This is a genomic window from Sedimentitalea sediminis, from assembly GCF_042687825.1.
Lineage (GTDB): Bacteria > Pseudomonadota > Alphaproteobacteria > Rhodobacterales > Rhodobacteraceae > Sedimentitalea.
In genome coordinates this window covers 130,264-149,968 of sequence record NZ_JBHUQE010000002.1, presented here as the reverse complement: position 1 = coordinate 149,968, position 19,705 = coordinate 130,264, and the positions used below count along the sequence as shown (strand labels likewise).

Annotated in this window: 19 protein-coding genes; 1 reads left to right on the top strand and 18 read right to left on the bottom strand. The window is 63.9% G+C overall.

Annotated features, from left to right (window positions below):
- Positions 1 to 67 precede the first annotated feature (67 nt).
- The 4 genes from recG to sciP all read right to left on the bottom strand — a co-directional run bounded on the left by recG (position 68) and on the right by sciP (position 5,508).
- On the bottom strand, positions 68 to 2,158 hold the full coding sequence (recG, locus tag ACFMPD_RS02420; protein WP_380991426.1) for an ATP-dependent DNA helicase RecG: 2,091 nt from the start codon (positions 2,156 to 2,158) through the stop codon (positions 68 to 70).
- Positions 2,155 to 4,248, bottom strand: a complete 2,094-nt coding sequence (ligA, locus tag ACFMPD_RS02415) for an NAD-dependent DNA ligase LigA (protein WP_380991723.1) — start codon at positions 4,246 to 4,248, stop codon at positions 2,155 to 2,157. Before ligA ends, recG begins: the two co-directional genes overlap by 4 nt.
- Before the next feature lie 166 nt (positions 4,249 to 4,414).
- Positions 4,415 to 5,131 (bottom strand): response regulator transcription factor CtrA, encoded by a 717-nt coding sequence (ctrA, locus tag ACFMPD_RS02410; RefSeq protein WP_380991424.1) that lies wholly within the window; start codon positions 5,129 to 5,131, stop codon positions 4,415 to 4,417.
- 98 nt (positions 5,132 to 5,229) lie between these two features.
- Positions 5,230 to 5,508: a CtrA inhibitor SciP gene (gene sciP / locus ACFMPD_RS02405; protein ID WP_380991422.1), complete on the bottom strand. Its 279-nt coding sequence runs from the start codon at positions 5,506 to 5,508 to the stop codon at positions 5,230 to 5,232.
- Positions 5,509 to 5,640: 132 nt separating this feature from the next.
- On the opposite strand from sciP, the gene mnmA reads away from it, so the two are divergent.
- Positions 5,641 to 6,783: a tRNA 2-thiouridine(34) synthase MnmA gene (mnmA, locus tag ACFMPD_RS02400; protein WP_380991420.1), complete on the top strand. Its 1,143-nt coding sequence runs from the start codon at positions 5,641 to 5,643 to the stop codon at positions 6,781 to 6,783.
- A 31-nt stretch (positions 6,784 to 6,814) separates the two neighbouring features.
- Here the strand turns inward: mnmA and ACFMPD_RS02395 are convergent, their stop codons facing one another.
- The 14 genes from ACFMPD_RS02395 to pyrH all read right to left on the bottom strand — a co-directional run bounded on the left by ACFMPD_RS02395 (position 6,815) and on the right by pyrH (position 19,520).
- On the bottom strand, positions 6,815 to 7,399 hold the full coding sequence (locus tag ACFMPD_RS02395; protein ID WP_380991418.1) for a hypothetical protein: 585 nt from the start codon (positions 7,397 to 7,399) through the stop codon (positions 6,815 to 6,817).
- 19 nt (positions 7,400 to 7,418) lie between these two features.
- On the bottom strand, positions 7,419 to 8,570 hold the full coding sequence (gene lpxB, locus ACFMPD_RS02390; RefSeq protein WP_380991416.1) for a lipid-A-disaccharide synthase: 1,152 nt from the start codon (positions 8,568 to 8,570) through the stop codon (positions 7,419 to 7,421).
- The gene (locus ACFMPD_RS02385) at positions 8,570 to 9,367 is read right to left on the bottom strand and encodes an LpxI family protein (RefSeq protein ID WP_380991414.1); all 798 of its coding nucleotides are present in this window, start codon (positions 9,365 to 9,367) and stop codon (positions 8,570 to 8,572) included. Before ACFMPD_RS02385 ends, lpxB begins: the two co-directional genes overlap by 1 nt.
- Positions 9,368 to 9,370: 3 nt before the next feature.
- Positions 9,371 to 10,156, bottom strand: coding sequence for an acyl-ACP--UDP-N-acetylglucosamine O-acyltransferase (gene lpxA / locus ACFMPD_RS02380; protein ID WP_380991412.1), 786 nt, complete (start codon positions 10,154 to 10,156; stop codon positions 9,371 to 9,373).
- Positions 10,157 to 10,160: 4 nt separating this feature from the next.
- A complete protein-coding gene (gene fabZ / locus ACFMPD_RS02375; RefSeq protein WP_380991410.1) occupies positions 10,161 to 10,625 on the bottom strand; it encodes a 3-hydroxyacyl-ACP dehydratase FabZ in 465 nt (154 codons plus the stop codon).
- A gap of 149 nt (positions 10,626 to 10,774) precedes the next feature.
- Positions 10,775 to 11,326, bottom strand: coding sequence for an OmpH/Skp family outer membrane protein (locus ACFMPD_RS02370; protein WP_380991408.1), 552 nt, complete (start codon positions 11,324 to 11,326; stop codon positions 10,775 to 10,777).
- 59 nt (positions 11,327 to 11,385) lie between these two features.
- Positions 11,386 to 13,773, bottom strand: coding sequence for an outer membrane protein assembly factor BamA (bamA, locus tag ACFMPD_RS02365; protein WP_380991721.1), 2,388 nt, complete (start codon positions 13,771 to 13,773; stop codon positions 11,386 to 11,388).
- A gap of 173 nt (positions 13,774 to 13,946) precedes the next feature.
- Entirely contained in the window at positions 13,947 to 14,072 is a 126-nt protein-coding gene (locus tag ACFMPD_RS02360) for a hypothetical protein (protein WP_380991406.1), read from the bottom strand.
- 89 nt (positions 14,073 to 14,161) lie between these two features.
- A complete protein-coding gene (rseP, locus tag ACFMPD_RS02355) occupies positions 14,162 to 15,511 on the bottom strand; it encodes an RIP metalloprotease RseP (RefSeq protein ID WP_380991404.1) in 1,350 nt (449 codons plus the stop codon).
- 1 nt (position 15,512) lies between these two features.
- A complete protein-coding gene (gene dxr / locus ACFMPD_RS02350; RefSeq protein WP_380991402.1) occupies positions 15,513 to 16,688 on the bottom strand; it encodes a 1-deoxy-D-xylulose-5-phosphate reductoisomerase in 1,176 nt (391 codons plus the stop codon).
- A complete protein-coding gene (locus tag ACFMPD_RS02345) occupies positions 16,688 to 17,482 on the bottom strand; it encodes a phosphatidate cytidylyltransferase (RefSeq protein WP_380991400.1) in 795 nt (264 codons plus the stop codon). Before ACFMPD_RS02345 ends, dxr begins: the two co-directional genes overlap by 1 nt.
- A complete protein-coding gene (locus ACFMPD_RS02340; protein WP_380991398.1) occupies positions 17,479 to 18,213 on the bottom strand; it encodes an isoprenyl transferase in 735 nt (244 codons plus the stop codon). Before ACFMPD_RS02340 ends, ACFMPD_RS02345 begins: the two co-directional genes overlap by 4 nt.
- A gap of 9 nt (positions 18,214 to 18,222) precedes the next feature.
- Positions 18,223 to 18,786 (bottom strand): ribosome recycling factor, encoded by a 564-nt coding sequence (gene frr, locus ACFMPD_RS02335; protein WP_380991396.1) that lies wholly within the window; start codon positions 18,784 to 18,786, stop codon positions 18,223 to 18,225.
- Between the two features lie 44 nt (positions 18,787 to 18,830).
- Positions 18,831 to 19,520, bottom strand: coding sequence for a UMP kinase (gene pyrH, locus ACFMPD_RS02330; RefSeq protein ID WP_380991719.1), 690 nt, complete (start codon positions 19,518 to 19,520; stop codon positions 18,831 to 18,833).
- Between the last annotated feature and the right edge of the window lie 185 nt (positions 19,521 to 19,705).

Here is a 19,705-nt window from a genome sequence, read left to right as displayed (position 1 = left end):
CTGGACGCCACTCGCGCTGCGGCATCCTGCACAGCTGTCCGGCCCGCCGCCGGTCAGGGCATGTACGTCAGCCCACAGAAATCAACCGGATTGCCCGGTCCTGGCGCATCAGCCACAGCAGAACCCGCGCGGCACGACCGCGGTCGCTGGTCAGGTCGGGATCGACGGCCAGCAGGGCGCGCGCGTCCGATTGCGCCACCGCCATCAGCCCGGCCTGACGTTCCAGATCGGCGATCTGGAACCTTGGCAGACCGGATTGCGCCGTGCCGATCACGTCTCCGGCGCCACGCATGCTCAGATCGGTCTCGGCAATGACGAACCCGTCCTCCGTCTCGCGCAGCACCTCCAGCCGCCGGCGCCCGCCCTCGGACAGCGGTGGTTGGTACATCAGCAGACAGGTCGACGCCGCCGACCCCCGCCCGACCCGCCCGCGCAACTGGTGCAGCTGCGCCAGACCGAAAATCTCGGCGCGTTCGATCACCATGATGCTGGCATTGGGCACGTTGACGCCCACCTCGATCACCGTGGTGGCCACCAGCACCTTGGTGTTGCCGGTTTCAAAGGCAGCCATGGCGGCGTCCTTTTCGGCCGGCGGCATCTGTCCATGCACCAGTCCGACAACCCCGTCCCCCAGCGCCGCGCGCAGCCGCTGAAACCGGTCCTGCGCCGCGGTCAGATCGACGGATTCGGATTCCTCGACCAAGGGGCAGACCCAATAGCACTGGCGCCCCTCGTCGATCGCCCGGCGCAGATGGTCGATCACCTCCTCGATGCGTTCGGTGCTGACCACGGCGGTCTTGACCGGCAGGCGCCCGGGCGGTTTCTCGTCCAGCACCGACACGTCCATGTCACCATATTGCGCCAGCGCCAGGCTGCGCGGGATCGGCGTCGCGGTCATCACCAGCACATCGGCGCCCCCGCCTTTTTCCGCCAGCTCCATCCTCTGGCGCACGCCAAACCGGTGCTGTTCGTCGACGATGGCCAGCCGCAGGTCGTGAAACGCGACATCCGGCTGGAACACCGCATGGGTTCCCACCAGAACCTGTATCCGCCCCTGTGCCAGCGCCGCCAGCTTAGCCTTGCGCTCGGCCCCCTTGTCGCGCCCGGTCAGGATCTCCAGCACCACCCCGGCCTGTTCGGCCAATGGCCGCAGCCCGTGCAGATGCTGGCGCGCCAGGATCTCGGTCGGGGCCATCATCACCCCCTGCCCGCCTGCCTCGACCGCGACCAGCAATGCCAGAAAGGCCACCAGCGTCTTGCCCGAACCGACATCGCCCTGAAGCAAGCGGTTCATCCTGTCCGGCGCGGCCATGTCGGCGGCGATCTCCTCGATTGCGCGCGACTGTGCGCCCGTCGGGCGATAGGGCAGAGTTTGCAGTACCCTGCGCTGCAAGTCGCCGGTGCCGACACTGATGATACCGCGCGCCCTGCGCTCGCGCCGCCGCGCCAGGGCCAGCGTCAGCTGATGCGCCATCAACTCGTCATAGGCCAGCCGCGCCCGCATCGGAGCGGTCTGCCCAAGATCGTCCAGCCCCTTGGGCGCATGGGCCGCGCGCATCGCCCTTGACCAGGCCGGCCAGGCCTCGCGTTCCAACTGTTGCGGATCGATCCATTCGGCCAGATCAGGCAGCCGCGCCAGGGCGCTCTGCACCGCCTTGAACATGGTTTTCTGTGTCACGCCCTGGGTCAGACGATAGACCGGTTCAAATTCCGGAATTTCAGCGGCATCGGCCACCGGCAGCATGTGATCCGGATGCACCATCTGCGCCATGCCGTCGAACAGTTCCAGCTTGCCCGAGACCACGCGATCCGCGCCCTGCGGCAGCACCCGGTTCAGGTATTCCGCCCGGGCGTGAAAGAACACCAGCTGGAAATCCGCCGCGGCATCCGACACGAGAATACGATAGGCACCACCCCGATTGCGCGGCGGCTGGTGGGCACCGACCGTCACCTGCACGGTCAAGGTCGTCGGCAGATCGGCCCCCTTGATCGTGTCCCGGCGCCGTCGGTCCACCACAGCATAGGGCAGCGAAAACAACAGGTCGCGCGGGGTTTCGATGCCCAATTGCCCCAGCAGACCCGCGGTCTTGGGGCCAACACCCTCTAGTGTTTCGAGCCCGGCAAACAGCGGGAACAACAGTTCCGGACGGCCTTTCATGCGGCCCCGATCAACGCCAGCCAGCCGTCTTCATCCAGGATTTTGATCCCCAGATCCGCCGCCTTTTTCGCCTTGGACCCCGCGCCCGGTCCGGCCACGACCAGATCGGTGCGGGCACTGACCGAGCCCGACACCTTGGCCCCCAGGGCCTCGGCCCGTGCCTTGGCCTCGGCGCGGGTCATTTTTTCCAGCGTGCCGGTGAAGACGACGATCTTGCCCGCAACCGGACTGCCGGAAGTGTCCGCCTGTCGCGCTGGCTGGATGCTGAGATGCGCTATCAGACGGTCGATCGAGGCGCGTTCGGTTTCCTGTGCAAAAGCGGTGACCAGCGAGGTCGCCATCACCGTTCCTACCCCGTCTATGGCGATCAGGTCCTCCCATTCCGATCCCTCGCCAACCGTCGCCGCGGTCATCGCGGTTTCGAAATTGCGCCATGTGCCGTAGTGGTTCGCCAACAGGTTCGACGCCGCCTCGCCGACATGCCGCAGCCCCAGCGAAAAGATCAGGCGCCCCAAGGGAATGTTGCGTTTCTCATCGATGGCGGCAAACAGCTTGCTGGCCGATTTCTCACCCCAGCCGTCGCGGTTCTTCAACTGCTGAAGACCGCTGCCGTACCTGTCGCGCAGCGTGAAGATATCCGCCGGTTCCTGGATCCACCCCTCCTGATGAAACTGCTCGACCTGCCTGGCGCCCAGCCCGTCGATATCAAAGGCGGCCCGCGAGACGAAATGCTTCAGCTTTTCCACCGCCTGCGCCGGGCAGATCACGCCGCCGGTACAGCGTCGCACCGCATCGCCCTCTTCGCGGATGGCGTCGCTGCCGCATTCCGGGCATTTCTGCGGAAACGCAAAGGGATGCGTATTCTCGGGCCGTTTGTCCAGGTCCACATCGGCGATCTTGGGGATCACGTCCCCGGCGCGATAGACCTGCACCCAGTCGCCGATGCGGATGTCCTTGCCACCGCGAATCTCACCACCCTTGGCGTCGCGCCCGGCGATATAATCCTCGTTGTGCAGGGTCGCGTTGGACACCACCACGCCGCCCACGGTGACCGGCGCCAATCGCGCAACCGGGCTGAGCGCACCGGTGCGACCGACCTGAATGTCAATTCCCTGCAGCCGGGTCCAGGCCAGTTCCGCGGGAAACTTGTGCGCGATCGCCCATCGCGGCGTGGTCGAACGAAACCCCAGCCGGGCCTGCAACGCCAGATCGTTTATCTTGTAGACCACGCCGTCGATGTCATAGCCCAGCGTGGCCCGCTGTTCTTCGATCCCGCGGTACTGCTCCAGCATCTCGTCGGGTCCCTCGCAGAGAACCGTCAGCGGGTTGGTCGCGAAACCCAGCGTGTTCAACCGCGCGATCGCCGCCAACTGGCTGTCGGCCAGCGGCGCCGACACGTCGCCCCAGGCATAGGCAAAAAACCGCAGCGGCCGGGCCCGGGTAATCTCGGCGTCCAATTGCCGCAACGATCCGGCGGCGGCGTTGCGCGGATTGGCAAACTGTTTGCCGCCACTCGCGCCTTGCCGCCGGTTCAGCGCCGCGAAATCCGCGTGCGACATGTAGACCTCGCCGCGCACCTCCAGCACAGCCGGGGCGTCGGTCAGAACGGCGGGAATGTCGCCGATCGTCCTGGCATTGACTGTCACGTTTTCTCCCACGGTGCCGTCGCCCCGTGTAGCGGCCTGCACCAGGTGCCCCGCCTCATAGCGCAGAGACAAAGACACGCCGTCGATCTTGGGCTCGGCGGTATAGGCCAGGGGATCAGAGGCGGACAGGCCCAGATATCTGCGGATGCCGGTGTCGAATGCCGTGACGTCCTCGGTCTGAAAGGCGTTGCCCAGCGACAGCATACGCACGGAATGCGCGACCTTGGCAAAGCCTTCCGCGACCTCGGCGCCGACCTGTTCGGTGGGGCTGTCCGGACGTTTCAGATCGGGAAAGCGCGCCTCGATCAGTGCGTTACGCTGCCTGAGCCGATCATATTCGGCATCGGAAATTTCCGGCGCGTCATCCGTGTGATAGGCGGTGTTGGCCCGGGCCAGAAGGGCGGACAAACGGGCCAGTTCAGCCGTGGCCTGGGCGCGTGTCATATCGGAAATTTCGATTGTCTCGGTCACAGCAGAGCCCCACACCGGTCTTCAAACCAGTGATAGGGCTCAGCCGGGGTCAGGTCCAGATGTCTGACGTCGTGAGTGGTGGCATTCTTTCCGGACCGACCCGTTTATTCCAGTGCGGGGTGTTTCTTGTCCTGTGCGATCAGGCGCCAATGGCCAGACGAGGCGAGCCGATCTGATCGCCCTGGGGATCGCGCAGCACATAGCCCCGCCCCCAGACCGTTTCGATATAATTCTCGCCGCCGGTCGCGGTGCTGAGTTTCTTGCGCAGCTTGCAGATAAAGACGTCGATGATCTTGAGTTCCGGTTCGTCCATGCCGCCGTAGAGGTGATTGAGGAACATTTCCTTGGTCAGGGTCGTACCCTTGCGCAGGCTGAGCAGTTCCAGCATCTGATATTCCTTGCCGGTCAGATGCACGGGCTGATCATCGACGCTGACGGTTTTGGCATCCAGATTGACGGCGATCTTGCCGGTATGGATGATCGATTGCGAATGCCCCTTGGATCGCCGGATGATCGCGTGAATGCGCGCCACCAGTTCCTCGCGGTGAAACGGTTTGGTCAGGTAATCGTCGGCGCCGAAACCGAAACCCTTGATCTTGTTTTCCGTGTCATCGGCCCCGGACAGGATCAGGATCGGCGTTTCCACCCGAGACATGCGCAATTGCCGCAAAACCTCGTGACCATTCATGTCCGGCAGGTTGAGATCCAGCAGAATCAGGTCGTAATCGTAGAGCTTTGCCAGATCTATGCCCTCTTCGCCCAGATCCGTGGCATAAACATTCAGGTTGGCATGGGTCAGCATCAATTCGATACTTTTGGACGTTGTAGGGTCGTCCTCGACCAGCAAAACGCGCATTATAGCTTCTCCGCCTTAATCGTTGTCCCGTATTGCATTAACCTAGAACAATAAAAGTTAACTGCACGTTACCGTGGCACTGATTATGGCATTGCAACTTATGGTTGTCTATATTTTTTCACGGCCGTTGCCTTCAGCGCCTCTTCGCCGTGATCGGCGACCGCCGAGACCCAGCCGGTAAATTCCTCTTCGCTCAACCCGTATTTGCGCAGTGCTTCGGATTGCGTGATCAGACCATAAAGCACGCCGCGCACCACCGCCGCCTTGCGCGAGGCGACCCAGCGCCGGGTGTCCCCCGGCGGCAGATCGGCCCGCGTCATCACCGAACCGTCAGACAGAGTCACCGCTCTGGGCCCATCCACCTTTTTCAGAAACATTCGCCTTTCCCTTTACATGACTTGAAAAACCTTGCCCCACCGGACTTAACGACCGGTGAAACCGGCCCTTGCGAGTCTGTAGGATTTTCCTATATTCCGCGAGGTCTCGCCAAACCTGCAGGAGTCGCCGCAATGGCGCTGGATCAAGATGCACCGTTGAACTCGCTTGGCTTTGCCAAGGCCCCTGCCGACACGCGGGTGGTCGTGGCCATGTCCGGCGGCGTCGACAGTTCGGTCACGGCGGCAATGCTGGCGGATCAGGGCTATGACGTGGTCGGGGTCACGCTGCAGCTTTATGACCACGGCGCGGCGCTGGCAAAAAAGGGCGCATGTTGCGCCGGCATCGACATCCACGATGCCCGCCGGGTCGCCGAAGAACGCGGCTTTCCCCACTATGTTCTTGATTACGAAAACATTTTCAAGGATGCCGTGATCGACGAATTTGCCGACAGCTATCTGGCCGGCGCGACACCGGTGCCCTGCATTCGCTGCAACGAGCGGGTAAAGTTCAAGGATCTGCTGGAGACCGCACGCGATCTCGAGGCCGACTGCATGGCCACCGGCCATTACATCCAGCGCAAGATCGGCGCCAACGGGCCGGAACTGCATTGCGCGGCAGACGCCAACCGCGATCAGTCCTATTTCCTGTTTTCCACCACGCCGGATCAGCTGGACTTTCTGCGCTTTCCCCTGGGCCACCTGCCATCCAAGGACGCGACCCGCGCCCTTGCCAAGCGCTATGGTCTGGCTGTCGCCGACAAGCCCGACAGCCAGGACATCTGTTTCGTGCCAAACGGCAATTACGCGGCGGTGATCGAAAAGCTGCGCCCGGATGCCGCCGATCCGGGCCAGATCGTGCATGTCGATGGCCGGGTCCTGGGGCAGCACGAGGGTATCATTCACTATACCATCGGCCAGCGCCGCGGCCTTGGCATCGGCGGCCTGTCCGATCCGCTGTATGTTGTCCGGCTGGATGTCGACAGCAAACAGGTCGTGGTCGGCCCCAAAGAGATGCTGGCGACGCGCCGCATCCCGGTGCGCCAGATCAACTGGCTGGGCGATGCGCCGCTGACCAGCCAGCGCGAATGGCATCTGTCGGTCAAGGTCCGTTCGACCCGCCCGCCGCGCGATGCGATCCTGCGGCCGCTGTCGGACACCGAAGCCGAGATCGAGTTGCTGAGCCCAGAAGAGGGCGTATCCCCCGGCCAGGCCTGCGTTTTCTACGCGACCGAAGGCAGCCGCATCCTGGGCGGCGGCTGGATCTGGCGCGGTTGAATACCCAAGTCATCGGGAACCGGAGGCCAGGTCAAAGCAGGTCAGTGGCGCTGTCGCTCAAGACGTAGATACCGGCCAGGATCATGACATAGGGCACCAGACGCTCGGCGCGCCGGAACCTGTTCGTTGCCACCGGTCGCGCCATCGCGGTCAGCGCCAATGTCAGTGCGGCGAACAGGCCGATCATCAGGGCCGCGCCGACGCTCCCCCATAACCGATAAATCGGCAGGCTGTCGGCCAGCAGCGGGACCAGGACCCCGAAACTGTCTGCCGACATCCCCAGAAAGGTCAGCGTCATGGCCCACAGAGACTTGCCATGCCGCGCGCCCGCAGTTTCGGGCCTGGCACGGGGCGCAACATAGAGCCGGAACAGAACATACAGGCCCAGAGACAGCGGCACGAGACCCAGATAGCCTGAGTGGCCTGCAAGCAGGTCGCCGGCACCCTGCGCCACCGCCAGCGCAGTGCCCAGCACCAGAAACTGAGCCAGAGCCAAACCAGCAAGCACCCGCTTGCCCCCCATCGGGACGGCAAGCGCCAGGGCCAGCGCAAGGTTGTCCAAATTGGTCAGGGCAACCGCCAGAGCGACGCTGGATGCAAAGGCCAACGGTTCCATGAATGCGTGACCAGCCCTTCTAGATCCGGTCCAGAACCGCCCGGGCGGCGCGCAGCCCCGGCGCTTCGCCACCCTGCCCCAGCCGTTGCATGGTCACCGCCATCGCCTGGGTCTGCGCCTCGGGATCGCGCAACACACCGTTCAGGGCCTGCGCGATCAGGTCGGCGCGGCATTCCGGCCCCAGGCATTCGGGCACGACACGGGTATCGCTGACCAGGTTGACCAAGGTCACGGTATCCACCAGCGCCATGCGGCTGATAATCTGCCAGCTGAGCCAATTGAAGGTATAGGCCACAACCATCGGCGTCTGCGCCGCCGCCAGTTCCAGCGACACCGTGCCCGAGGCGGCCAGCGCCACGTCGGCCGACCGAAACGCCGCCCGCTTATGCGCTTGGGCCAGTTGCGGGTCATACTCGCGCGGGTCCAGCACCACGGTGCTGGACGGCCAGTCCGACATCCGGTCCCGGACCAGATCGGCAACCGCGCTGGCGGCCGGCACCACGATGCGCAGGTCGGGATGCGACTGCGCCAGCCGCGCCAGCGCCTGTCCGAACACCGGCGACAGACGCGAGACCTCGCCCCGCCGCGATCCGGGCAGGACCAGCGCGAACCGCCTGTCCTGCAAATCAAACGCCTGACGAAACGCCGCAATCTCGGCCCCGGTTGCCTGAGGCTCGGCGACCACGGGATGGCCGACGAAATCGCATTCCATGCCGGCGGCCTGCATCAGCGGTGGCTCGAACGGGAACAACGCCAGAACCTGATCGATCATCCGCGCCATCTTGGCGGCGCGTCCCGGACGCCAGGCCCAGACCGTCGGTGCCACGTAATGCACCGTGCGCACATCGCTGCCGGCCTTGACCTGTTTGGCCACGCGCAGGCAGAAATCCGGGCTGTCGATGGTGATCAGCACATCCGGCGCGCTGTCGATCACCGCGCGTGCGGTCTCGGCGATGCGGCGTTTCAGATGGGCGTATTTGGGCAGCACCTCGGCGATGCCCATGACGCTGAGTTCGTCCATGGCAAAGCGGCTGGTCAGCCCCTGCGCCTGCATCAGCGGCCCGCCAACGCCATCGAAATGGACCTGCGGCTGCAATTGGCGCAGCCCTTGCATCAACGCGCCGCCCAGCCGGTCGCCCGACGGCTCGCCCGCGATCAGAAAGATGCGCATCAGCCGGCCCGATCCCGTACCCAAAGGAACAGGTCCAGCCGATCACATTCGGCCAGCACCCCGGGCAGATCCAGAACGATGACGCCACCAGTGTCGATGGCCACGCCGTCCAGCCCGGCCGCGGCGGCGGCGCGAATCGTGTCCCGGCCGATGGTCGGCAGATCGGCACGCAGATCCTGATCGGGCTTGGGCGCCTTGTACAGCACGCCGCCCTTGCCGGTATCGGGGCGCGCCCGCAGGCTGGCCAGCATCCAGTCGGTGCCAAAAACGCTCTCGGTGGCCAGCACCTGCCCGGCCAGAACCGCGCAGCACTGCCCGACATCGGCGGCGGACATCGCGGCCACCACCTCTTGCGCCCGCATTAGATCCGACTGTGCCGCCGCATCGGGCTGGCGCGCAGTGGCACATCCCGGCGGCGGCAGCAGCGACGGCGCAATGTGGTGCGCCGCCCGAACCGCAAAGCCGGACTGTTCAAAGATCGCGATGACGCCGCGCAACGCGCCATCGTCGCCCTGCATCATCGCCTGCTGCAAGATGGGGATCAGCGGCAGGGTCGCGGCGTCGATCGCCGCCGGGTCGACCACCGGCCGGCGGATCGCACCGACCAGACAGATCTCGGTGACCCCCTGCGCGTGCAGATCGGCCAGCAGGCTGCCAAGGGTTTCCAGCCGAAAGTGCCGGTCCACCGGCAGATCGTCAGGCAGGAACCCGTCCAGGGCACAGACCAGAGGCGGCGCACCGAGATGGCGGGCAACCTCGCGGGGCAATCCGCCCTCACCGGCAATCAGCGCCAGCATGGCCTAGCGCCCCGGTACCAGGAAAGAGCGATCGGTCTCGCCCAGCACGAACTGTACCAGTTCGCGGACATAGTCGCTTTCAGTGTCGTCGCCCAGACGCCGGACGCGGTCCTGAAACGTGCCGTCGCCCTGCGCCAGCATCTGGAACGCCGCCCGCAGCGCGGTGATGTCGCTGCGCGCCACCCCCCGGCGTTTCAGCCCGACCAGGTTCAGACCGTGCAGTTCGCCCCGCGGCGCCTGCACAAGGCCGTAAGGGATCACGTCATTGGTCACCATCGTGACCGCGCCGATGATCGCACCGCGCCCAATGCGCACCCATTGGTGAATGCCCGACAAACCGCCGATAATGACATCGTCCTCGAGAACGCAATGCCCGGCCACAGCCGCGGAGTTGACGACAATCACCCGGTTGCCGATCCGCGCGTCATGGGCGATGTGACAGCCGGCCATGAACAGACCGTCATCGCCGACCTTGGTCAGACCGCCCCCCCCCTCGGTGCCGGCATTCATCGTGACATGTTCGCGGATACGATTGCGGGCGCCGATCTCGAGCCGGCTGCTCTCGCCCTTGAATTTCAGGTCCTGCGGAATCTCGCCAATCACCGAAAACGGGAACAGCACGCTGTCTTCGCCGATCGTGGTGCGGCCGGTGACGACCACGTGGCTTTTTAATTCGACCCGGTCGCCCAGCACGACCTGCGCACCGACCACGCAGAACGGCCCGATGACGCAATCCTCGCCCAGTTGCGCGCCCATTTCGATAATGGCCGAGGGATGAATTGTGCTCATGCGATCAATCCTTGGGCATGTCGATCATGGCGGTGAACTCGGCCTCGGCGGCCAGTTCGCCATCCACCGTCGCATTGCCGCCGAACTTCCACACCTTGCCGCCGGGCTTTCCGCGCAGAGTGCTGAGATGCATTTGCAGGACGTCGCCGGGGATCACCTTGCGGCGGAATTTGCACTTGTCGATCGACATGAAATAGATCAGCAGATCGCGATCCACCATGTCCGCTCCGACTCCGATCATCACCCCGGCGGTCTGCGCCATCGCCTCGACGATGGTGACCCCCGGCATCACCGGCGCACCCGGAAAATGGCCCTGGAAATGCGGTTCGTTCATGGTGACGTTCTTGATGCCCCGAGCCGAAGCGGTCCCGTCGATATCGACCACCTTGTCCACCAGCAGGAAGGGATAACGATGCGGCAAAATGCGCTGGATCATGTGGATGTCGGCGCTTTTCAGCTCGTCTGTCATTTGCGTCTTCCTGATTTGGGGATCTTGGCCTCTCTGACTAGCAACCCCACCACGGTTGGGCAAGCGCGGCCGACGGCGCGGCGGCCCGCCGCCGGGCGGCGATTCGGCGCAGCCCTCGCCGCCCCACCACCGGATGTAAAACCCGTGATCTACTGCTCGGGGCCCGGGTCGTCGCCGTCATCCTGATCGGAAAGCGATCCGTCCCCCAACAGCGCGTCCAGCCGGCTGATGGCAATGTCGGTCATATCGATGGCATTGGCGCTGAGAAACACGCTGGAGCGTTCCAGCAGCACGCCGGCGCCGCTTTCGCGCATCAGATCCGCGAGCACCGGGCGCGCCGCCTGCAGAAAACGCACACGCTCTTCCTCGTTCTTCAGCACCAATCGGCGCGCCTTGGCGTCCTGGGTGCGGCGGATCTCCTGCACCTTGCGGTCGAATTCGTCCGCAAGACCGCGAAAAGCCGCCGGGTCCATCTGGGGCCGACGCTCGGTCAGGTCCTGCTCTTCGGCGGTCAGTTCCACCTCGATGCCGCGATTCTCGGCGGCCAGCACCGCGCTGGCAGCTTCGATCTCGCGGGCGACGCGCTGGCCAAAGGCGGATTCCGCGTATAGCCGCTCCGACGAGATTGTCAGGATCGCGCTGTTGGGCAGGCCCAGTTGCTGCGCCTCCGCCGGCGATACGGGCCAGGCAAACGCCAGCACCGCCAGACACAATGCCAGAATTGCGGACCCCGGCCTTGCTCGGCGGCCGTGCATGCCGGTCAGAACCGCGCCTGGATGGTCAGGTCGAAATTCTGTTCCTTGTCATAGGTTTCCTTTTTCAGCGCTTTGGTGAAATTGAAACGCAACGGTCCGAAACCGGTGGTCCACAGCAGCGAAAAGCCGACCACATGGCGCCAGGCACCGTCCTCGCCGCAGACACCGGCCAGGCCCTGACACATCGCCCCGGCGGTGTTCACGTCCTGCAGCCCCCAGAGATTGCCGACATCATAGAACAGCCCGCCGCGCAGGCCGACCTCTTCGGGCAGGCCCAGTGGAAACTCTGCCTCGAGACGCGCGACCGCGTAATAGTTTCCGCCGATCGCATCGTCAAAACCGTTGGACTGGTCGCGCGGACCGACCCCGGCAGGCTCGAACCCGCGAAACACATCCGGGGTCAGCACATAGCGGTCGATCGAACGGCTGGGCGTATCGCTGCGCCAGGTCAGCGCCCCGGCCTCGAACGAGGCCCGCAGCACCACCTCTTCGTTCAGGATGCGCTGTTGCGCGATCACCTTTGCGGTGGATTTGACATATTCGTTGTCGCCGCCGAGACCGGAGAAATCGGCACCGATCTGAAACAGCACGCCAGCATTGGGATTGAGACCGGTGACGCGGCTGTCATAGGTATAGCTGAGCCCGACCACGCTGTTGGAGCGGCGCCCCTGGGCGATCTCGTTGGTGATCACCGATCCGCTGAAATCCGAGGCAGGTTCACCGCGGGCGACCATTTCGCTGGCGTCATAGCCATAACGCACCTGGACCCGACCGTTCTCGCTGATCGGAAAGGTCAGCGACGGGCTGAACAGCCGGCGGTCGATGTCATAGGTGGCAAAACTGGACGACCGCCCCGACACGCCGAGATTCAGGTCGAATTTCAGATCGCGTCCCAAAAGATAGGGTTCGGTAAAGCCCAGAAGGTACTCCTCGGATTCCTGTGCCGTGCGGATGCTGAAGGACAGGCGCTGGCCGCGTCCCAGAAAGTTGTTCTCGGTCAGACCAATGGCGACCCCAAACCCGTCGGTGACCGAGTAGGACCCGCCCAGGTTCAGCGATCCGGTCGGCTGTTCCTCGACATCCACATCGACGATCACACGATCCGGACTGCTGCCCTCGCGGGTTTCGACGTCGGCAGTCGCAAAGAATCCCAATGCCCGAATGCGCTCGGCGCTTTCGCGGATTTCGCGCGGATTGAACGGGTCGCCTTCGACGATGCGGAATTGCTGACGCACAACCCGGTCCAGCGTCGTCGTGTTGCCCTCGACGTCGATACGCTCGACAAAGATGCGCGGCCCCTTGACCAACGCGAATTCGATATCCAGCGTCAGATCGCGATCATTGCGCGTCACGCGCGGCTCGACCCGCAGAAAGTCGATGCCCTGCCGGATGCCCAGCCGCTCCAGCCGGGCAATCGAATTCTCCACCAGCGTCGGAGAATAAACCACGCCGGGCTTGATCTTCAGCGCCTCTTGGAATTCCACCGGGTCGGCCTGGCTCATCTCGCTGACCGTGGTGATCTGACCGAACTTGAACTGCTGCCCTTCCTGCACGTTGAACACCAGATAAAAGGCGTCGCGCTCTTCGGTGAGTTCGACATTGGTGCCCAGAACGCGGAAATCGACATAGCCGCGGGACAGGTAGAAATCGCGCAGCACCTGTTTGTCGAACTCAATGCGGTCCTCAATCAACGTGTCCGAGCGGATAAAGGTGCGCAGGATACCGGCCTGTTTCGTCTGCAGTACTCGCCGCAGACGCCGGTCGGAATAAACCCGGTTGCCGACAAAGCTGATCCGCTCGATCTCGATCGTATCGCCCTCGGCGATCTCATAGACCAGATCCACCCGGTTTTCGCTGCGCCGGATGATCCGCGGGGTCACGGTAGCGGCAATGCGGCCCTGCTGGGAGTAGGCTTCCGCCAGCACCGCCGCGTCGGCTTCAGCCGTTGCAGGGTTAAAGACCTGCCGCGACTTGGACTGCACCAGTTTTTCCAGATTTTCGTCCTTGATCCGCCGGTTGCCCTCGAAGCTGACGATATTGATCGTCGGGCGCTCCTTGACGGTGATCAGCAGCGTGCCGCCTCGCGGCTGCAACTCGACTGTCTCAAAAACGCCACTGTCAAGTACGCGCTGATAGGCCGCGTTCAGCTCACCGGCGGAAACGCTCTTGCCGCGTTCGATTCCCGTGTAGGCCACGATGGTCGACGTCTGGATGCGTTTATTGCCTTCGACCTGGACCGAGTTGAAGGTATAGGATTGCGCCGCCGCCTGACGCGGCATGACCACGGAAACCGTTGCGAAAACAAGGAAAATCACGGCCAGCGCGCGATACAACATATAGGCGCCCTGATGGTTTGCGCCGCGAAATCTGCCCATGGCCTTGCCCGATACCATCTGTCCCAACCCGATTGCCTGCACTATTTGAGATTTGATTATCGGGTCTGGCAAGTGATGTCAAAAGCGCAGAATACACGACCCCCGCGGTCAGCGGCCGGGCGTTCGGACATGGGGCGCCGGCTAAGGCCTTCGGGGGCGGGCAGCGCCCGGCGAGCGTGCGGAAAATCGGTTCAGAGACTGCCCAGATAGGCGCCGGCCATCAAGGCAAAGGCAATGGTCAACAGGTACAAAATCCGGTCCGAATTGATCTGAACCATCAGACTGAAACCGCGATACGAGCGTTCTAACGTGTGCATTGCACTGCTTTCCCGTGACAACCTGCCGACAGGTTAGCCCACGAATATGGCGCAAATTTGTCCCGCATCGGGCGCCGCAAAGGCGCCGCTCAGCAGAACAGGTCGTTGCCCAGGGCAAACACCATCAGCGACAGGATCACCGCAATGCCGACCGCCATCAGGATGCGCAGGGCCAGATCGCTGGGCGGCTTTCCTGCCACCGCCTCATAGGCATAGAACACCAGATGCCCGCCATCCAGCGCCGGGATCGGAAACAGGTTCAACAGGCCGACCGCAGTGGACAGGACCGCGATGAACCAGATGAAGCTCTGCGCGCCCTGCGACGCCATCGCGCCCGAGGTTTCGGCGATGCCCAGCGGGCCGGACATGTTGCAAGTGCTGATCGCGCCGGTCACCATGTGCCACAGGCCCGAGAGCGAGCCGGTGATGATGCGCAGAGTCTGGGCCACTCCGCCCGAAACGGAGTCAGCCAGGCCCGCGGTTTCGGTCGCCGGAACGAAAGCCATGCCGCCGGCGATGCCGATGCGCCAATGCGTCACGAATCCGCCCTCGGGCTGCGGTTCATCCGTGCGCCGCGGTGCCAGCGCGAATTCCAGGCTCTGACCGTCGCGCCACACATCCAGCAGCAGAACCCGCCCGTCCGATCCCTCGACCGCCTGTTTCAACTGGTCAAAGGCAAAGATTGGTTCTCCGTCCACCGCGGTGATCACGTCGCCCTGCTGCAGCTCGATATCCATCGCCGCACTGCGCGGCGCCACCAGCGAGATATAGGGCGGAAACAGATAAGGACCCTGCACCACCTGCTCCTGCCCGTCGCGGCGCACGGTGTAATCCAGAACCGGCTGTTGCGGGATAGCGGCGGTGAACGCGGCCCAGGCCGCCTGATCGTCGAAATTCGGCGTGTCCATCCCGGCAATGCCGACCACTTCGTCGCCGGCGGCCAGTTGATGCGCACCGCCCGGCAGAACCTGCAAGGTTCCCACGGTCAGCGGGTCCATGGCAACACCGCGGGACATGAAAATGGCAGCAAAAACAACAATGGACATGACGAAGTTAAAAGCCGGTCCGGCCGCCACCGTCGCCGCCCGCGCCCAGAGCGGCGCCCCGTGCATGGTGCGCCGCAACTGCGCCGCATCGCCGGATGCCTGGGCCATCACGGTCGCGTCCTTGCCCGACGCGGCATCGGAGTCGCCCAGAAATTTCACATAGCCGCCAAAGGGCAGCAGCGCCACCTGCCAACGGGTGCCGCGCTTGTCCACGCGGCTGTACAGAACCGGGCCAAACCCCAGCGAGAACACCTCGGCATGAATGCCGGACCAGCGGCCGACGATGTAATGGCCGTATTCGTGCACGGCAACGATCACCGACAGCGCCACGACAAAGGCCAGCAGCGTATAGATCACGCCGCCAAACTGCGGAATCAGAGAAATCGGGTCCAAATTATCGTCCTGCTCGTTCGGCCATGACCGAGTCGGCCCATGTTCTGGCCAGATGGTCCGTCCGGGTCACGGTTTCAAGGGTCATTTCGGCATCCATCAGATCCGCTTGTGCCTCGAATCGGGTTAACACCTCTTCTACAACAGCCGCCATGTCCAGGAATCCGATGGTTCCTGCGATGAATGCATCCAGCGCGCGTTCTTTTGCGCCGTTGAACACCGCCCCGGACAGCCCGCCACGCCGCATCACCGCCCGCGCCAGGTTCAGCGCCGGATAGCGGCGATCGTCCGGAGCCCGGAAATTCAGCTGTCCAACCTGCGCCAGATCCAGCCGTTCCACCGGCAGATCGCGCCGGTCGGGCCAGTTCAGGGCAAAGCCGATGGCGTGGCGCATGTCAGGTGGTCCCACATGCGCCATCAGCGCGCCGTCGCGAAACCCGACAAGTGCGTGGATCAGCGATTCCGGGTGCACGATGACTTCTATCTGGTCCGGTTGAACCGCGAAAAACTCTTTTGTTTCTATTAGTTCCAGCGCCTTGTTGAACATAGAGGCGCTGTCGATCGTGATCCGCTGCCCCATGTCCCAGTTCGGATGGCTGGAGGCTTCGGCCAGGGTCGCCGAACGCAGGGCCTCTAGGGGCCAGTCGCGAAAGGCACCACCGCTGGCGGTGATGACGATGCGTTCCACGGCGTCGATCTCTTCGCCAATCAGCGCCTGGAACACCGCCGAATGCTCGCTGTCCACCGGCAGTATACGGGTCCCGGCCCGGCGTGCTGTGTCCAGCACCAGCGCCCCTGCACAGACCAGCGATTCCTTGTTGGCCAAGGCCAGCGTCGCGCCTTGCTGCAAGGCCGCCAGCCCCGGCGCCAGCCCGGCCGCGCCGACGATGGCCGACATCACCCAATCGGCGGGCCGCGAGGCGGCTTCGACAAGGGCCTCCGGGCCGGCCGCCGCACGCACGTCACTGCCGGCCAGCGCGTCACGCAAATCCTGCAGCCGTTCGGGATAGGCGGTCACCGCGATCTCGGCGCGCAAGGCGCGGGCGTCACGGGCCAGCTGCGCGATGTTACCGCCGCCGCTCAGCGCCACCACCCGGAATTCATCCGGCGCGCGGGAAATCAGGTCGATGGTATTCTGTCCGATGGATCCGGTCGCGCCCAGAATCGAAACCCGGCGCATCAGGCCGCCCCGGGCGGCAGCCCGATCAGCGCTCCGGTCAGCAGCACGAAGAACGCAGCCCCCAGCATGCCGTCGAACCGGTCCAGAAACCCGCCATGGCCGGGGATCAGGTTGCTGGAATCCTTGACCCCGACCATGCGTTTCACCGCGCTTTCGGCAATGTCGCCCATCTGCGCGGCAAAAGCGACCAGCACCGAATAGGGCACCAGAGACAGCCCGGCATCGGTCGCCAGCGCAAACACCAGCCCCAGCAGGGCTGCGCCAATCCACCCGGCAACCGTGCCCGACCAGGTCTTTTTCGGGCTGACCCGCGGCCAGAATTTCGGCCCGCCCAGCATTCGCCCGGCGAAATAGCCGGCGACATCCGACATCACGACAACCAGCACCAGCCAGAAAATCCAAACCAGACCGAAACTGTCGCGCACCTGCATCATCTCGTACCCGGCCAGCACCACCAGCACGGTGAACAGCGCAAAAACCGACCGATGCCTTGGCATCACGGCGGTGCCGATGATCGCCGGGGCCAACAGCACGGGGCCGGCCAGCAGGCCGGACAGATAGATCGATACCATGACCGACACGGTCGTCAGCGCCCCAAGGCCCGGAGCCAATGCCCCACCGCGCCCCGCCGCCAGCATGCGCGCCAGTTCCCAGACCATCGCGCCGCACAACAGGGCGATAAAGCCGTGAAACACGTCGGCCCCGGCGATCACCGCGCCCAGCCCGACGATCACCATCACCACGCCCGAGCCGACGCGGGTAGCCAGATCGGACCAGCGGTCGGGGTTGTTCATGATACGACCGCCCCGAAACGGCGATCGCGGGTGCCGAAACTGGTGCAGAGCCGGCGCAGTTCCTCGGCCGAGAAATCCGGCCACAGCGTATCGATGAACTCGTATTCCGCATAGGCTGATTGCCACAGCAGAAAATTGCTGATCCGCGCTTCGCCGCTGGTGCGGATCACCAGGTCCGGATCGGGCAGGACATGGGTGTCCAGATAGCGCGGCAGCGTTTCTTCATCCACATCCGACGGTTTCAGCCGGCCCTCGGCGACGTCCTGGGCCAGCCGCTTGGTGGCGCGGGCCACTTCGTCGCGACCGCCGTAATTCAGAGCAATGGTCAGGTGCACGCTGTCATTGTGCCGGGTCTTCTGTTCCAGCTGATCCATCAGCGCGATCAGCTTGGCATCCAGCCGCACCCGGTCGCCAATGAACCGAACCCGCACGCCGCGGGCGTCCAGAGCGCGGGTTTCCTTGGCGATATAGCGGCGAAACAGGCTCATCAAACCGGCGACTTCGGCCTGGGTCCGTTTCCAGTTTTCGGTCGAAAACGCAAAGATCGTCAGGTATTTGACACCCAGATCGGGGCAGGCTTCGACGACTTCGCGCACCCGGCGCGCACCGGCGTGATGCCCAAACAGCCGGGGCCGGCCGCGCATCGTCGCCCAGCGTCCATTGCCATCCATGATGATAGCAACATGCTGCGGGCCACCGGGCGGTGGCGAAGGTTTCGGAACAGTGGACATCCTGCCGGGCTAAACCTGCATGATTTCGGCTTGTTTTGTTTCCAGCGCCGCATCCACGGCGGCGATCAGCTTGTCGGTCAGCTCCTGCACCTCGGTTTCCCAGAATTTCTGGTCATCCTCGGACAATCCGTCGGCCTTGGCCTTTTTTACCTGATCCATGCCGTCGCGCCGCACGTTGCGGATCGCCACACGGGCGTGCTCGGCATATTGCCCGGCCACCTTGGTCAGTTCACGGCGACGCTCTTCATTCAGTTCGGGGATCGGCAGCATGATGATCGTGCCGTTCAGTTGCGGATTGATGCCCAGACCGCTTTCGCGGATCGCCTTTTCGACCTTGCCGACCAGGCCCTTGTCCCAGACATTGATCGTCACCATCCGCGATTCCGGCACGTTCACCGTGCCGACCTGGTTGATCGGGGTCTTCTGGCCATAGGCATCGACCATCACCGGTTCCAGCATCGACGCGCTGGCGCGGCCCGTGCGCAACGACGCGAACTCGGTCCGCAACGCGCTGATCGCCCCCTGCATCCGGCGTTCCAGGTCATCCGTGTCCAGCATGAAATCGTCCGACATACCGCTCTCCCCGTTCTTGGCGCGTGTTTTCAGGCTCTATAGCCTTAGCCATGGACCTTTGTATAGGTGCCGCGACCCGCCAGAATGCCGCGAAACCCGCCCGGCTCGTCCAGCGAGAAGACGATGATCGGCAGGTTGTTGTCGCGCGCCAGCGCGATGGCACTGGCATCCATCACCCCCAACCGCTTGGCCAGCACGTCATCATAGCTGACCACCTCGTAACGCGTGGCATCGGCGTGTTTGGCGGGATCCTTGTCATAAACCCCGTCCACCTTGGTTCCTTTAAAGATCGCCTCGCATTTCATCTCGTTGGCGCGCAGGGTCGCGGCCGTATCGGTGGTGAAATAGGGGTTGCCGGTGCCGGCGGCAAAGATGCAGACGCGCTTTTTCTCGAGATGCCGCACCGCGCGGCGACGGATATAGGGTTCGGCGACCTCGTTCATGGTGATGGCGCTGATCACGCGGGTGTGGATGCTCAGGGCTTCCAGCGCCGACTGCATTGCCAGCGCATTCATCACCGTGGCCAGCATGCCCATATAGTCGGCGGTCGTGCGCTCCATGCCCTGCGCCGATCCCTGCAATCCGCGAAAGATGTTGCCGCCGCCGATGACCATGCAGATCTCGACCCCCAGATCATGCACCGATTTCACTTCTTCGGCGATCCGCTGCACGGTCGGCGGATGCAGGCCGAAGCCCTGGTCGCCCATCAGCGCCTCGCCGGAAATTTTCAGCATCACCCGCCGATAGGTGGTGTCGGGCAGGACGGGATCGGCAAGCAGGGTCTCGGTCGGGGAGGAAGAGGTCATGTTGCGCTCCGCTGCGGCACGGGTTTAATTTCGCGCAAAATGAAGGAAATCGCGTCCGGGTTCAATGCGCTTCCCGTACTTGAGGACAAGGAGCCGAACAATTCCCAGATCAC

What these genes read in the sequence shown, in the direction of transcription:
- recG (WP_380991426.1), bottom strand. Translation starts at nt 2,158, where the DNA reads ATGAAAGGCCGTCCGGAACTGTTGTTCCCGCTGTTTGCCGGGCTCGAA.
- ligA (WP_380991723.1), bottom strand. Translation starts at nt 4,248, where the DNA reads ATGACACGCGCCCAGGCCACGGCTGAACTGGCCCGTTTGTCCGCCCTT.
- ctrA (WP_380991424.1), bottom strand. Translation starts at nt 5,131, where the DNA reads ATGCGCGTTTTGCTGGTCGAGGACGACCCTACAACGTCCAAAAGTATC.
- sciP (WP_380991422.1), bottom strand. Translation starts at nt 5,508, where the DNA reads ATGTTTCTGAAAAAGGTGGATGGGCCCAGAGCGGTGACTCTGTCTGAC.
- mnmA (WP_380991420.1), top strand. Translation starts at nt 5,641, where the DNA reads ATGGCGCTGGATCAAGATGCACCGTTGAACTCGCTTGGCTTTGCCAAG.
- ACFMPD_RS02395 (WP_380991418.1), bottom strand. Translation starts at nt 7,399, where the DNA reads ATGGAACCGTTGGCCTTTGCATCCAGCGTCGCTCTGGCGGTTGCCCTG.
- lpxB (WP_380991416.1), bottom strand. Translation starts at nt 8,570, where the DNA reads ATGCGCATCTTTCTGATCGCGGGCGAGCCGTCGGGCGACCGGCTGGGC.
- ACFMPD_RS02385 (WP_380991414.1), bottom strand. Translation starts at nt 9,367, where the DNA reads ATGCTGGCGCTGATTGCCGGTGAGGGCGGATTGCCCCGCGAGGTTGCC.
- lpxA (WP_380991412.1), bottom strand. Translation starts at nt 10,156, where the DNA reads ATGAGCACAATTCATCCCTCGGCCATTATCGAAATGGGCGCGCAACTG.
- fabZ (WP_380991410.1), bottom strand. Translation starts at nt 10,625, where the DNA reads ATGACAGACGAGCTGAAAAGCGCCGACATCCACATGATCCAGCGCATT.
- bamA (WP_380991721.1), bottom strand. Translation starts at nt 13,773, where the DNA reads ATGGTATCGGGCAAGGCCATGGGCAGATTTCGCGGCGCAAACCATCAG.
- ACFMPD_RS02360 (WP_380991406.1), bottom strand. Translation starts at nt 14,072, where the DNA reads ATGCACACGTTAGAACGCTCGTATCGCGGTTTCAGTCTGATGGTTCAG.
- dxr (WP_380991402.1), bottom strand. Translation starts at nt 16,688, where the DNA reads ATGCGCCGGGTTTCGATTCTGGGCGCGACCGGATCCATCGGACAGAAT.
- ACFMPD_RS02345 (WP_380991400.1), bottom strand. Translation starts at nt 17,482, where the DNA reads ATGAACAACCCCGACCGCTGGTCCGATCTGGCTACCCGCGTCGGCTCG.
- ACFMPD_RS02340 (WP_380991398.1), bottom strand. Translation starts at nt 18,213, where the DNA reads ATGTCCACTGTTCCGAAACCTTCGCCACCGCCCGGTGGCCCGCAGCAT.
- frr (WP_380991396.1), bottom strand. Translation starts at nt 18,786, where the DNA reads ATGTCGGACGATTTCATGCTGGACACGGATGACCTGGAACGCCGGATG.
- pyrH (WP_380991719.1), bottom strand. Translation starts at nt 19,520, where the DNA reads ATGCTGAAAATTTCCGGCGAGGCGCTGATGGGCGACCAGGGCTTCGGC.